The following is a 13,186-nucleotide window of genomic DNA, read 5'->3' as shown; positions in this document are numbered from 1 at the left end:
CACGCTCGACATCGGCGTCGCAGCGCGTCCGGCCAGCAGCGCCAGCACCTCGGCCTTGGCAGCGCGCAGCGCCTCGCGGTCCGCCGGCGTCACCACCCCCGGCTCCGCGCGCAGCCGCAGCTGCTCGCCCTCGGCCCACAACCGGACCCCGCGCTCCACCAATCCACCGACCAGCGTCGCCGCGCTCGCCCCGGACCCCTCGCTCCGAATCGCCGCACTCACGGACAACTCTCCGTCTCCGCGCTCCGACGATTCGTCACTCCGCATCCCCGCGCTCGCAGCCCCCTGCACCACGGATTCACCGGTCCGAATCGCCGCACTCACGGACAACTCTCCATCTCCGCGCTCCGACGATTCGTCACTCCGCGTCCCCGCGCTCGCAGCCTCCCGCACCACGGATTCACCGGTCCGAATCGCCGCACTCACGGACAACTCTCCGTCTCCGCGCTCCGACGATTCGTCACTCCGCGTCCCCGCGCTCACAGGCACCGCCACCCCATCACCGCTCCGAATCGTCGCGCTCACAGCCCTTCCTCCTCCATCGCCGCCGCCAGCTCGCCCGCCGACGCCACGCGCCCGCGGCCCTGCGCTGCCGACTCCGCCAGCGCCAGCGCCAGCGCGGCCACGCTGCGGTCCTCGAGGAACAACGGCGCCGGCGCCTCCACCCGCAGCGCCTCGCGCACCCGGTTGCCCAGCCGCATCGCCCCCAGCGAGTCGAGCCCCAGCCGCCGCAGCGACAGCGTCGGCGACAGCGCCCCCGGGGCCAGCGCCAGCAGCTCGCCTGCCACCAGCTGCACGAACCGCTCGATCTGCCGCGTCGACGGCTCTCTCGCCAGCGCCTCCGCCAGCGCCGCCAATTCGGGCTGCGCCGGCGCCTCCGCGCGCCCCGGCCCGACCTCGGTCTCCCCGCCCGAGAGCGCCGCGGGCCACAGCCGCCGGCGCTGGAACGGGTAGGTCGGCAGCGACACGATCGAGCCCGCGCCCCGCAGCACCGCCGGCCACGCGACCGCCAGCCCCCGCTGGTACAGCCGCGCCAGCACCTCGAGCAGGTGCGCCCGGCCGCCGCCGCGGCGCAGCGACGACAGCACCCGCGCCGGCGCCCCGTGCTCGGCGATCGTCTGCTCGCACGCGTGCGCCAGCACCGGGTGCGGTCCGACCTCGAGCAGCACGTCGATCCCGTCGTCGAGCAGCGCGCGCGTCTGCTCGTGGAAGCGCACCGGCTCCAGCGCGTGGCGCAGCCAGTAGTCGGCGTCCATCTCGGCGCCGTCGATCCGGCGCCCGAGCAGGGTCGAGTAGATCGGGACGCGCCCGCGCTGCGGCGCCACGCCGGCGAGGTCGTGGGCGAGCGCGCCCGCGATCGGGCGCGACAGCGCGCAGTGGATCGGGAACGGCAGGCCCGTGAGGCGCGCGAACGCCCCGCTCGCCTGGAATTCGCCCACGATCGCCGCCAGCGCCGCGGCCTCGCCGGCCAGCAGGAAGCTGCGCGGGCCGTTGCGGGCCGCCACGCTGACGGCCCCGGCGTGGCCGGCCAGCGCGAGCTCCAGCGCCGCCGGCGTCGCCTCGACCAGCGCCATCGTCCCGCGCCCGGCGAGCGAGCCGATGAGGCGGCTGCGGCGGGCGATCAGGCGCGCCGCGTCGTCGAGGCTCAGCGCCCCGGCCACGTGCGCCGCCGCGACCTCGCCCATGCTGTGACCGACGACCGCCGCCGGCTCGACCCCGTAGGCCGCCCACGTGCGCGCCAGCGCCACCTGCACCGCGAACAGCAGCGGCTGGACCCGCGCCGCGTCCTCCGGCGCCTCGCCGCGGGCCAGCGCCTCCGCCACCGAGAAGCCGGCGTGGCGCCCGAGCGCCGCGTCGCAGGCGTACAGCGCCCGGCGAAACGCCGGCTCGTCCGCCAGCAGCTCGCGGCCCATGCCTGCCCACGCCCCGCCCTGCCCGGGGAACACCAGGGCCACCCGCGGCGCGCGCAGGGCCGGCCCGCCCGCGTCGGCTCCGCTCGCCAGCGCGCCCGCCAGGCGCTCGCGCAGCCCTTCCCTCGTCTCGGCGACCACCGCGATCCGGTGCGCCAGGTGCTCGCGCCCGAGCGCCGCCGAGTGGCACAGGTCGCCCGGGCCCGGCCCCGCCGGCTCCGTCAGCGCCGCCACCAGCCCGGCCACCCGCTCGCGCAGCGCCTCGCGGGTGTGCGCCGAGACCGGCAACAGCCACGGCCCGGCCTCGCCGTCGCCCGGCTCCTCGAAGACCCGGACCGCGCACCGCCGCGACGCCCCCACGCCCTCCATCACCAGCCGCGTCCCCACGCCTGCCTCTCGCGCCTCCACCGTCAACTGCGTCCCCACGCCTGCCTCTCGCGCCCCCACCGTCAACTGCGTCCCCGCGCCTGCCTCTCGCGCCTCCACCGGCACCTGCCGCGTCCCAGCGCCTGCCTCCGCGCCCCCACGAACCGCCACCCTGCCTCCTCGCCCGGCCCATCGATCGCCGCCACCCGCACCCCGAGCGTCCACAACGCCGCCGCCGCCGTCCCCAGCTCGCCCGCCCCCGGCCCGTCGCGGCGCATCGACGCGATCGCCTGCCCCTCGCGCCCCGCGTGCGCCAGGCACTGCTGCAGCGCCGGCGCCAGCACCGGGTGCGGACCTGCCTCGAGGAACAGGTCGGCCCCCTCGCGCAAGAGCCCGTCGATCGCCGCCGCGAACGCCACCGGCGCCCGCAGGTTGCGGGCCCAGTAGCTCGCTCCGAGCGCGCGGCCGTCGATCGCCGCCCCGGTGACCGTCGACACCAGCGGCACCTGCGTCGGCATCGCCACGATGCCCTCGAGCCCCGCCACCAGCTCGTCGAGCAGCGGCTCCACCTGCGGCCCGTGGGCCGCGTAGGCCGCCTCGACCCGCGCGCACGGATCTCCGCCCGCCGGCACTGCTCCGCCAGCCGCTCGAGCCCCGCGCGATCGCCCGACACCACGGTCGCCTGCGGGCTGTTGTGGGCCGCGATCGTGACCCCCGCGAACTCGGCGACGAGCGCCGCCACCTCGGCCGCCGCCCGCTCGATCAACATCACCCCGCCGAGCCCGGCGATCCGCCGCGTCAGGCGCCCGCGCAGGCAGATCACGCGCACCGCGTCGGCGAGGTCGAGCGCGCCCGCCACGTGGGCCGCCGCCACCTCGCCCGCGCTGTGACCGACGATCGCCGCCGGCACCACGCCCTGCGCCCGCCAGGCCGCCGCGATCGCCACCTGCACCGCGAACAGCAGCGGCTGCACCGCGTCCGCCTCGCGCAGCCGCGACGCCTGCGGCGACGCCCCCAGCTCGTCCAGCAGCGACCACCCGACCTGCCCCGCGACCTCGCGCTCGCACGCCCGCAGCACCGCCCGCGCCGCCGGCGAGTGTGCCAGCAGCGCGCGACCCATCCCGAGCCACTGCCCGCCCTGCCCCGAGACACCAGCACCGGCCGCCGCGACCCGGCCACTCCGGTCACCAGCCCCGGCGCCGCCTCGCCGCGCCCGAACGCCGCCAGGCCCTCGCGCAGCGCCCCGCCCCGCCCCGCGATCGCCAGCCGAAACGCCCCGTCGCTCGGCCCCGCAGCCACCTCACTCAGGCCCGCGACCGCCTGCTGCGACGCCTCGCTCGCGCCCGCAGGCCCATCACTCGACTCCGCGACCGCCTGCTGCGACGCCTCGCTCGCGCCCGCAGGCCCATCACTCGACTCCGCGACCGCCCGCTGCGACGCCTCGCTCGCGCCCGCAGACCCATCACTCGACTCCGCGACCGCCCGCTGCGACGCCTCGCTCGCGCCCGCAGACCCATCACTCGACTCCGCGACCGCTCGCTGCGACGCCTCGCTCACGCCCACGGACCCATCGCTCGACTCCGCGACCGCCCGCTGCGACGCCTCGCTCACGCCCGCGGACCCATCGCTCGACTCCGCGACCGTCCGCTGCGACGCCTCACTCACGTTCACGGACCCATCGCTCGACGCTGCCAGCCGCGCCGCCGCTGCGGCCGCCCGCGCTTGCAGCTCCGCCGCACTGCCGGCGGCCAGCGCCACGATCGACTCCGGCCGCGGCGCCGCCTCGAGCACCGCGTGTGCATTCGTCCCGCCGAACCCGAACGAGCTCACCCCGGCGCGCGCCGGCCCCTCGCGCGCCGGCCACGGCTCGCCGCGGTCCTGCACCGCCAGCTTCAGCGCCGCGAAGTCGATGTCCGGATTGCCTGTCCGAAAGTGCAGGTTCGCCGGCAGCGCCGCGTGGTGCAGCGCCAGCGCCGTCTTCATCAGCCCGGCGATCCCCGCGGCCGCCTCCGTGTGGCCGATGTTCGTCTTGATCGAGCCGATCCGCAACGCCTGCGCGCGTCCGGGCCCGTACACCGCTGCCAGCGCCGACGCCTCGATCGGGTCGCCGAGCCGCGTCCCGGTCCCGTGGGCCTCCACGTAATCGATCGACGCCGGCTCCACCCCGGCGCGCGCACGCGGCCGCCAGCACCGCCCGCTGCGCCCGCGGGCTCGGGGCGGTCAGCCCGTTGCTGCGCCCGTCGTTGTTGACCGCGCTGCCGCGCACGAGCCCGTAGATCCGCCGCCCCGCCGCCAGCGCCCGCGCGAGCGGCTCCAGCACCACCAGCCCCGCCCCTCGGCGCGCACGTAGCCGTCGCCGGCCGCGTCGAAGCTGCGGCAGCGCCCCGTCGGGCTGCGCGCCCCGAACCTCGCCATCTGCACCATGCTGTCGGGCGCCAGGATCAGGTTGACCCCGCCCGCCAGCGCCAGAGTCGACTCGCCGCGGCGCAGGCTCTCGCACGCCAGATGCACCGCCACCAGCGACGCCGAGCACGCGGTGTCGACCGCCATGCTCGGCCCTCGAGCCCCAGCGCGTACGACACCCGGTTGGCGATCACCGCGTGACTCAGCCCCGTCGCCGTGTGCTGCTCGATCGCCGTCAGCCCCGCGCGCGCCAGCAGCAGCGCGAAGTCATGCCACAGCGCCCCGACGAACACCCCGTCGGCGACCCGACCCGCGAGCTCGGGACCACCCCCGCGTCCTCGAGCGCCTCCCAGGCCAGCTCGAGCACCACCCGCTGCTGCGGATCGCAGACGGCAGCCTCGCGCGGCGACATCCCGAAGAACAGCGGGTCGAACCCATCCACCTCGGCGAAAAAGCCGCCCTCGCGGGCCGTGCTCTCGCCGGTCGCCGCCTCGAGCCGCGCCAGCGCCTCGAGGTCGAGGCGGTGCGGCGGGATCGGTGCGATCGCGTCGACTTCTTCCGTCAACAATCGCCACAGCGCCGCCGGCGAGCTCGCCCCGCCGGGGAAGCGGCACGCCAGGCCGACGATCGCCACCGGCTCGTCGCTCGCCGCCACGCGCGTCGCCTGGGCCTCCGGCCGCGCCTCGCCGGCCAGGTGCGCCGCCAGCTCGACGACGCTCGGGTGCTCCCACAGCGCAGTCAACGGCACCGACGAGCCGAGCCACGCCGACAGCCGCGCCACCAGGACCGCCGCCGCCGCCGAATCGAGCCCGTGGCTGCGAAAGCTCGCCCGCGCGTCGATCCGCCGCGACGGCGCGCCGAGGAGCTCCGCGATCGCGCCCGTCAACCACCGCCGCACCTCGTCAGCCGATCGCACCGACCACCTCCCGAACAATCACAGCAGCGCCGTCCATCCCGGAGGCGCCGGCCCCATCCACGCAGGAGCTCACGCAGGAGATTTCCGCCCTGCTCACCCGGGCCCGCTCGCCCCGGCTCTGCGGCACGCCCCACATTCGGTCTACGCCGCCGCGCCTGCGCCACCATCGGACGTCGATCGGTCCTGCCTCGACCACGCCCGCGATCGATCGAAGAAATTCTCCGGCTCCTCGCTGCCAGCGCGTCGACGCCGTCCCCGCATTGCCCACAGCGAGACTTCGCCCGCGCGGGCGCCTTACGAAGTCGTCCGCGGCAGACGAGGCCCGCGGGGTCCCGAGGGCCGCGCGGCCGCGAGGAGCGCCGCTGACCGGCATGTCGTAGGTTTCGCATGACTTCATGCACGAGCGCGGTGAGGCACGGCGCCGCGCGGCGGCATCGCTACCAGTGCCCGCCGATCCGCGATCAATTGCCCCGGACGACAACATGCACCCACGCAGGCTCGTCGAGCCCCTGAACCCGCCCCGGCCCGCGGACGGCGCGTCCCCGGTCCGCAACGGCGCGCCCGAAACTCCCTCGCCCGGCCGAGGAAATTCGACCCGCACTCACAGCAATGCCCGGCGTCGCGCAAGAGCCCCGCCGCGCGGCCCCCCGCAAGAGAGCACGCCGAGCGCCGATTCGCGGCTCGCTCGACTGTGATGATTCGCCTCGTCGATCCTCGAGCGCTGCACAGGCTCGAGCGCCGCTCATTCACCAGCGAACGACTTCATCGCGTGTCTCCACCGGGGCGACGCGCCGGCGCGCGCGGAGGCGATCCCGACCCACCGAGCCGAACGATGCACGAGCTCGCCCGCGCCCGCGGCGATGTCTCCTCGACCGCGCCTCCGCGGCGAAGACCGTTCGCTGCGACCGACTCACGCGCGCCCCGTGGCTTGCCCCCGCGCGATGTCCCCTTCATCATGGCCCGGGCTCGACGATGACCACCGACAAGAGCATCTTCGACTGCGTCGAGGGCGACGAGACCGCCGACCCGGACGAGTACCCGCTGGGGCTGCCGACGAAGGTCCGCCCGCCGCGGCTGTTCCGCGACGGCGGCTTCGACCCCGTGGGCGCCGAGGTCGTCGCAGTCGAGACGCACCTCGGCACCTACGGCATGGGCGGCCCGGGCTTCTTCGGTCTCCGGCTCGCGGGTGGTCAGCCGCCCGAGCCCCGCTGGCTCGTGGTCACTCTGTGGGCCGCAGCGAGCTGGGCCACCCTCGACGGCGACCTCGTCCGCGAGGAGTTCTTCGAGCCCGAGCGCGCCGAGCTCGAGGCGGCCGGCCGGCGGTTCCGCAGCGTCCAGGCGAGCCTGCTCGGCACGAGGTTGATGGCGGCCGAATGCACCGACGATCTGCTCGCGCTGGAGTTCGAGCGCGACGGCGCGCGACAGCGCCTGCAGATCCGGCGCGACGGCCTCGACGTGCCGCCGTGGCGCGGCAGCGGCCAGCCCCGCATGCTCGGGCCGGGCGAGTCCATGCGCGACGCCGTGGTCGTCAGCGAGTCCGGCTATTTGTGGACGGCCGACGACGAGGACGAGGACGAGGACGAATAACCTCGCGCGCTGGTCAGCGCGTCCGAACGCGACTCGAGCAGCCGACTCCGACGACAGCGCACGCAGCGTGCGACCCGAGGTGGTGCGTCGATGACTCGAGCAGCGACGTGCACGGTGAGCGTCGCCATGAAGCCGGCCTCGACGCTGCCGATGACCTCCGCGCGCGGGAGCGCGACCCTCGTCGCAGAACACATGACCGGTGTCGAGGTCGGGTCTGCGCGAAGTCCGTCACGACGCGACGCTCGACCGCCCGGACGCCCTCCTGCGCCGCCGTCACGGCGCAAGCGACTCGCGACGGCGCGGGCGCTCGCTTGTCGCGGCCGGTGCCGTCGTGGCACCGTGGCGCATGGGCATCGCCCACGAACGCTTCTATTTCTTCCCCGCCGCGGCCCCGACGCTCACACCGTTGCTCGTGCGCGTCGTCCGGCCGACCGCGCCGAACGCCGCCGAGCCGGCCGTCGAGTTCGCGGAGGCGCTCGCCGACGCCAAGGCCGGGGCGCTCGCGTGGGCGTGGTCGGGCGCGGGCGAGGCCGGGCCTCCGGCGCCGCTCGGCGACTTCGCCCCGTACCTCGACGAGCAGGACCCGAATGACGCCGAGCTGCTCGCCTTTCACGGGCGCGCCCTCGAGCTGTGGTGGACCGCCGAGGAGCTCCTGCCTGCCTCGTTCGCCATCGGCCCGGGCGCCGACGAGGCGGCGTTCTGGGACTGGCTCGCGGCCTCGCGCGACGACGACGCCTACGTCGCCCGCCTGCGCCGCCCGGCCACGCGGATCCACGTCCGGCTCGTCACCGAGGCCGACGCTCGCCTGGTCGACACCCCGCTGCTGCTCGTCGACGACGTCGACTGGCTGACCGCCGACGAGTTCGCTCACCTCTCCCGCGGAGGCCTCGCGGCCCTCACCGCCCAACCCCCGGCGACCAGCCCCGCGGTGACGCAGGCCGAGTTTCGCGCCGCCAAGCTCCGCCTGGTCGAACGCGCCCTCGCCCACGACCTCGCGCACGGCGATCGCCGGTCCGCCGCCTTCCGCGCGAGCGAGCTGGCGCGCTTCGATCCGCCGGCCGCGCTGGCGCTGATCGAGCGCCTCCCGGGCTCGCTGAAGCGCAACGACGATCGCAAGGGCATCACCTGGGCCCTGGCGTACGCCCTGCACCGCCTCCGCCGCGAGCCGGCCCGCGCCGAGCTGCTCGAGCGCTGGCGAGCCGCCTGCGACGGCCTGCGGGGCGACGTCCTCGCGGAGCTCGATCGGCTCGATCGCTACCCGTAGTCACGAGCTGTCCTTTCAGACACATCGATCGCCGCGGCCCGGCGCTCCCCGGCCGCCGCGAGCCCTCGTGCACCGACCCCGGACCGCCCGGCGGCGTCCGTCGCAACCTCGCTCGTCGATGGCAGAGTGCTCGCTCACGAGGGAGGCATTGGATGGGGTCGGCACCGCCGACAGGCGAGCCAGGCCGCGCAGATCGCGAGCACCGAGGACTTGCGTGTCTCGTGAGAGGCATCGCCTGCGGCGCCGTTCACGGGAGCGGGAGGATCACGCTCCAGCTCTTGCGCCACCCCTATTGGTCGTGTCGAGATTGACCTTGCCGTCGGCGCCGAAGCCGACGACGTCGCCTTCACCGGTCGCGCGATCGTAGAGCAGGATCTCCTGCTTGCCGCCGCCGACGAAGTCGCCCGCGATGATGATCTCCCACGACTTGCGCCAGCCCCTGTTGGTCGTATCGAGGGTGACGGCGCCGTTCGGACCGAAGGCGACCACGTCCGCCTCACCGGTCTGGCTGTCGTAGAACAGGACCTCCGACTTCGCGTTGCCGAGGAAGTCGCCCGGGACCAGCAGATCCCAGGACCTTCGCCATCCGGTGTTGGTAAAATCGAGGTTGACCTTGCCGTTCGCGTCGAAGCCGACGATGTCGCCCTCGCCCGCGTTGCGATCGTAGAGCAGGATCTGGCTCCGGCCGTTGCCGACGAAGTCGCCGACCACGATGAGATCCCAGGTCTTGCGCCAGCCGCGGTTGGTCGTGTCGAGGTTGACCCGGCCGTCGGCGCCGAAGCCGACGACGTCCGCCTCCCCCGCGGCGCGGTCGTAGAGCAGCACCTGGTCCTTGCCGTTCCCCAGGATTTGCCGGTGACCAGCACGTCCCAGCTCGTGCGCCAGCCCGTGTTGGTGGTGTCGAGGTCGACGCGTCCGTCCGCGGCGAAGCCGACGACATCCGCCTCGCCCCCGTCGCGGTCGTAGAACAGGGCCTCCGACCTGGCGTTGCCCAGGAAGTCGCCCGCGATGATGGCGTCCCAGGTCTTTCGCCAGCCCCGATTGGTGAAGTCGAGATTGACCGCACCGTTGGCGTCGAAGCCGACGACGTCGCCCTCGCCCGCCCCCCGATCGTAGAGCAGCACGGAGCTCCGTCCGATGAAGTTGCCGGTCAGGAGGATGTCCCAGGATTTACGCCAGCCCCGATTGGTCTTATCGAGGTTGACCCGCCCATTTGCGTCGAAGCCGACGACATCCGCCTCGCCGGCGCCACGATCGTAAAACAGCACTCGATTCGCCATGATGTTTCACTCCCCGTCCCACAGAGCGCCGCGATGCTCGCAGCCGTCCTGGACGTGAGAGGAGCACGCGCCCATATCCGTGTCAACGCGCAGTTCGTGCGGGCAATCCGCCATGGAAGATAGCAGCGCCGATCGATCACAACATTGTTCAATTCACCACCCGCCCTTCGACCCCATCCGGCACCCCGCACGCACGGCGCTGTCATCCCGCTTTGTTCATTGTTCCCCGACATGCGAGCGAGATTCGCCGAGTTCGCGCCGCGGCGCCGCGCGGTGAACATCGTCAGCAGAACGGAGGCGCCATATCGCACGCCCTGAATCTATCGGGACCGCGATCATTCGCGAACTCCGACCGCCTCACTTCACCGCGTCGGCCACCACCTCGAGCGTCGCCCCGCGCCCGAGCCCCAGCTTCACCGTCGTCCCCGCCGGCACTGCCGACAATTCATGGAACAGGTACCCATTTGGCCCCGTCACGTCCTGCCCGTCGACGCTCACGATCTCGTCGCCGATCTGCAGCCCTGCGCGCATCGCCGGGCCCCGGGGCGGATCGACCCCACGATCAGCTTCCCCTCGCCCGGCTCCGTCTCGGGGCCGGCGGGCGCACGCGCAGTCCCAGGTCGCCCGGCGCCTCGCCCTCCTTGACGCGCTGCTTGGCGATCCGCAGCGGCGGCAATTCCACCGACGTCGCCCCCGTGCTCGGCACTTGCAGCGCGATCGACGTCCAGCCGTAGCCGTTGTCCACCCAATCTTTCGGCAGCACGATCGCCTCGGCCGCGCCCGCCGCCACCTTCTCGACCTCGAAGCGGCCCTGCTCGTCGGACGTCTGGCCTTTCGGCGTATTGTCGGACATCGTGAAGAACTGCACCAGCCCGCGCGCCCGGATCCGTACCTCCATCCCCGGCACCGGCTCGCCCGAGCGCGCGTCGAGCACTCGCCCGCGCACCGTCAGCAGCGGCAGCAGCTCCACCTGCACCTCCGCGCGACCGCCCTCGCGCACGCTCGCCTTCGTCGAGCTCGAGCCCTCCGCCGCCTCGACGATCACCCTGTAGCTGCCTTGCGGTACCTCGGGGAAGCGGAATACGCCACCTGTCCGAAAGAACTTGTCACCGGTGCGCCAGCCCGTGCTCGGCTCGTGCAGCGTCACCTCGAACTCTTGCGGCGACCCGCCGCCTGGATCCGCACCGTCCCGGTCACCGAGCCCGCGTCGGCGATCTTGATCTCCACCTCGCTGCCCGTCTTCACGTGCTCGACCGATCCCTCGCCCCCGCCGCGGCGCTGGGCCACCAGCGTGTAATTGCCGTCGCCCAGCCGCGACAGTTCGAACCGGCCGTCCTGGTCGGTCAGCTTGCGCGTCTCGCCGCCCCACATCGACCAGCGCGAGTCCCGGAGCGCGTCTCCGGCCCCGGCCGCCGCGCTGTCGCTCTCGCGCGTCGCCTCGACGAACGCGTCCGACAGCGGTCCGCCGGCGGAGTCGACCACGCGCCCGACGATCCGCCCGTGCTGTGATTCCACCACCAATTGCACCTCGCGCACCTCGCCGGTGGCGACCGTCACCGCCGTCCCCTGCACGTCGTCGTCGGTGGTCCCCGGCGCCTGCAGCGGCACCGACGAGCTCACCGCCTGCACCCGGTATTCGCCCGCCGGCACGTGCGCCAGGCGGAAGCTGCCGTCGTCGAGCGTGCGCGTCGTCGGCAGCTCTGTTTGCCCGCCGCGCAGCATCACCTCGACCCCCTTCACCGCCAGGCCCTCGCTGTCCTTGACCGTCCCGCGCAGCTCGCCGGTCGCCGGCACCGTCACCAGGATGTCCTCGAGGTCCTGTCCTTCGAACAGTCGACCTCCAGCGGCGGCTCCAGCCGCGGGTGGTCGCCCGACGACGCGCTCACGCCATAGCGCCCCGGCAGCAGCCCGAGCAATTCGAATCGGCCGTCCTCCGCCGTCGGCTCCGACCACGCCCGGGTCGTGCGGGCCCGCGCCGCCGCCGCGTCGGTCTGCGGCTCCGCGCCGACGTGGAACCCGCGCGAACCTGTCCCTCCGGACAGCACCACCCGGCCGCGGATCGCCTGGCCCCGCTGGACCTGCCAGCGCAGCCCGCGGATCGCCGCGTCGACCACCGCCACCGGCTCGTACGACGGCTCGGCGACGTACGTGTCGCACTCCACCTGCGCCTCGTACGTCCCCGGCAGGACCCCGCGGATCCGCACCAGCCCGTCGGCCTCGACCTGGCCCGCGCGAGCCCCGACCGCCTTGTCGACCAGGCGCACCCAGCCGCGCTCGCACGATTCGCCGCCCGCGATCACGACTGTCCCTTCGACCAGGAACGCCGGGTGCGCCTTGATCACGATCGGCTCCGACGTCTCGCCGAGCCCGAGCACCGCGCTCTCGGGCCCCGTCCCGTAGGCCTCGTCGTGGAACGCCTCGAGCCCGTAGGCCCCCGGCTTCAGGCCGACGATGCGGAAATTCCCGTCGGCGTCGGTGACCGCCTGCGCGGACGTGTCGAGGTGCTTCTCCGCGTACACGCTCGCGCCCGCCAGCGGCGCCCCGTCCTCGACGCGCACCACGCGACCGACCAGCACCGACTCCGGCGTCAACGCGATCTCGAACGTCATCCCCGGCGCCAGACCCATCATCCAGCCCTTCACGTAGCCGTCGTGGTGCGCCTCGATGTACGCCTCGCCCGGCGCCACCCACAGCGTGAACGTCCCGTCGGCGCCCGAGCGCGCGTACGCGAAGCCGGACGACACCAGCGCCCCCTCGAGCTCGCCGCCGCTGAGGTCGCGCACCACCCCCTTGAGCTCGACCCCGCCGGCCGCCAGCAGCACGTCGATCCCCGCCGTCTCCTGGCCCGCGCGCAGCGTCGCCAGGGTGCTCGCCCGCCGGCCCGGGCCCGCACGATACTGCCCCGGCACGTGCCCCGGCGCGCTCGCGTGGACGAATTGCCGCACCGGCAACAGCCCCTCGATGCGATAACTGCCGTCCACCGCGCTGGTCGTGCAGGCGCGGGCCGCCTGCTCCTCGCTGCCGAGCCCCGGCGCCAAGCTGCCGGCGCACACCGTCGCGCCGGCGATCCCGCGGCCATCGGCGGCGTGCACGCGCCCGGAGATCGTCGATCGGTCGGCGCGGCGCGGGTCGAGCGCGCCAGCCTCGCCTCGTCGCCGAGCGGGCCGATCGCTATCGCCGGCCCGCCGCTCGCCCCTGCGGCGTCCTCGGGCCCCGCCGTCGACTCGCCTCGCCGCCCCGCCGACCACCACCACAAGAGCAGCGCAATCACCCCGATCGCCGCCGCGATCACGAACTTCCGTGTCGTTTGGGTCATCCTGAAGATCCTCGGAGCGCCGGGCTTGCACGTTTGTCCAGCCCCGGCCTGCCGCGCAAAGCGTCATCGTAACACGATCGCGCGCCGCGACGCCCCGCCCGACGTGCGCCCGAGCAGCCTGCGCGCCCCCTCCGCCGCCTCGGG

General features: G+C 74.3%; 9 protein-coding genes and 4 pseudogenes. 2 read left to right on the top strand and 11 right to left on the bottom strand.

Translation table 11 applies throughout. From position 1 onward, the window contains the following. Positions 1 to 45: 45 nt before the first annotated feature. The 6 genes and pseudogenes from OV079_RS60330 to OV079_RS52420 all read right to left on the bottom strand — a co-directional run. Positions 46 to 267 (bottom strand): annotated as a pseudogene (locus OV079_RS60330) (TubC N-terminal docking domain-related protein); the annotation flags it as partial. A gap of 254 nt (positions 268 to 521) precedes the next feature. Continuing rightward, the gene (locus OV079_RS52440; RefSeq protein WP_267778194.1) at positions 522 to 2,336 is read right to left on the bottom strand and encodes an acyltransferase domain-containing protein; all 1,815 of its coding nucleotides are present in this window, start codon (positions 2,334 to 2,336) and stop codon (positions 522 to 524) included. A 23-nt stretch (positions 2,337 to 2,359) separates the two neighbouring features. After that, positions 2,360 to 3,396: pseudogene (locus tag OV079_RS56955) on the bottom strand (acyltransferase domain-containing protein). 686 nt (positions 3,397 to 4,082) lie between these two features. After that, positions 4,083 to 4,542 (bottom strand): annotated as a pseudogene (locus OV079_RS60325) (beta-ketoacyl [acyl carrier protein] synthase domain-containing protein); the annotation flags it as partial. Next, on the bottom strand, positions 4,497 to 4,826 hold the full coding sequence (locus OV079_RS55375) for a beta-ketoacyl synthase N-terminal-like domain-containing protein (protein WP_420829479.1): 330 nt from the start codon (positions 4,824 to 4,826) through the stop codon (positions 4,497 to 4,499). The gene OV079_RS55375 and the pseudogene OV079_RS60325, both read right to left, overlap by 46 nt. 88 nt (positions 4,827 to 4,914) lie before the next feature. Then, positions 4,915 to 5,595 carry a beta-ketoacyl synthase N-terminal-like domain-containing protein gene (locus OV079_RS52420; protein WP_267778192.1) on the bottom strand — a complete coding sequence of 227 codons (681 nt, stop codon included), beginning with the start codon at positions 5,593 to 5,595 and terminating at the stop codon, positions 4,915 to 4,917. Positions 5,596 to 6,567: 972 nt separating this feature from the next. On the opposite strand from OV079_RS52420, the gene OV079_RS52415 reads away from it, so the two are divergent. Beyond that, positions 6,568 to 7,182, top strand: a complete 615-nt coding sequence (locus tag OV079_RS52415; RefSeq protein WP_267778190.1) for a hypothetical protein — start codon at positions 6,568 to 6,570, stop codon at positions 7,180 to 7,182. A gap of 331 nt (positions 7,183 to 7,513) precedes the next feature. Further along, on the top strand, positions 7,514 to 8,446 hold the full coding sequence (locus OV079_RS52410; protein ID WP_267778188.1) for a hypothetical protein: 933 nt from the start codon (positions 7,514 to 7,516) through the stop codon (positions 8,444 to 8,446). Between the two features lie 264 nt (positions 8,447 to 8,710). Here the strand turns inward: OV079_RS52410 and OV079_RS52405 are convergent, their stop codons facing one another. From OV079_RS52405 to OV079_RS52385, 5 genes and pseudogenes are all read right to left on the bottom strand, one after another. Further along, complete coding sequence (locus tag OV079_RS52405; RefSeq protein ID WP_267778187.1) at positions 8,711 to 9,271, bottom strand: hypothetical protein; 561 nt, start codon at positions 9,269 to 9,271, stop codon at positions 8,711 to 8,713. Between the two features lie 812 nt (positions 9,272 to 10,083). After that, positions 10,084 to 10,260 (bottom strand): annotated as a pseudogene (locus OV079_RS52400) (PDZ domain-containing protein); the annotation flags it as partial. Between the two features lie 28 nt (positions 10,261 to 10,288). Then, positions 10,289 to 10,873, bottom strand: a complete 585-nt coding sequence (locus OV079_RS52395) for an MSCRAMM family protein (RefSeq protein WP_267778186.1) — start codon at positions 10,871 to 10,873, stop codon at positions 10,289 to 10,291. Further along, entirely contained in the window at positions 10,870 to 11,526 is a 657-nt protein-coding gene (locus tag OV079_RS52390; RefSeq protein WP_267778184.1) for an MSCRAMM family protein, read from the bottom strand. Before OV079_RS52390 ends, OV079_RS52395 begins: the two co-directional genes overlap by 4 nt. Next, positions 11,523 to 13,109, bottom strand: a complete 1,587-nt coding sequence (locus tag OV079_RS52385; RefSeq protein WP_267778183.1) for a carboxypeptidase-like regulatory domain-containing protein — start codon at positions 13,107 to 13,109, stop codon at positions 11,523 to 11,525. The genes OV079_RS52390 and OV079_RS52385 overlap by 4 nt, the downstream gene beginning before the upstream one ends. Positions 13,110 to 13,186: the final 77 nt, after the last annotated feature.

Origin of the sequence: Nannocystis pusilla, assembly GCF_026626665.1 — a bacterium.
Taxonomy (GTDB): domain Bacteria; phylum Myxococcota_A; class Polyangia; order Nannocystales; family Nannocystaceae; genus Nannocystis; species Nannocystis pusilla.
Note: the sequence above shows the minus strand (reverse complement) of the source record. Positions and strands in the feature narration are given on the sequence as shown.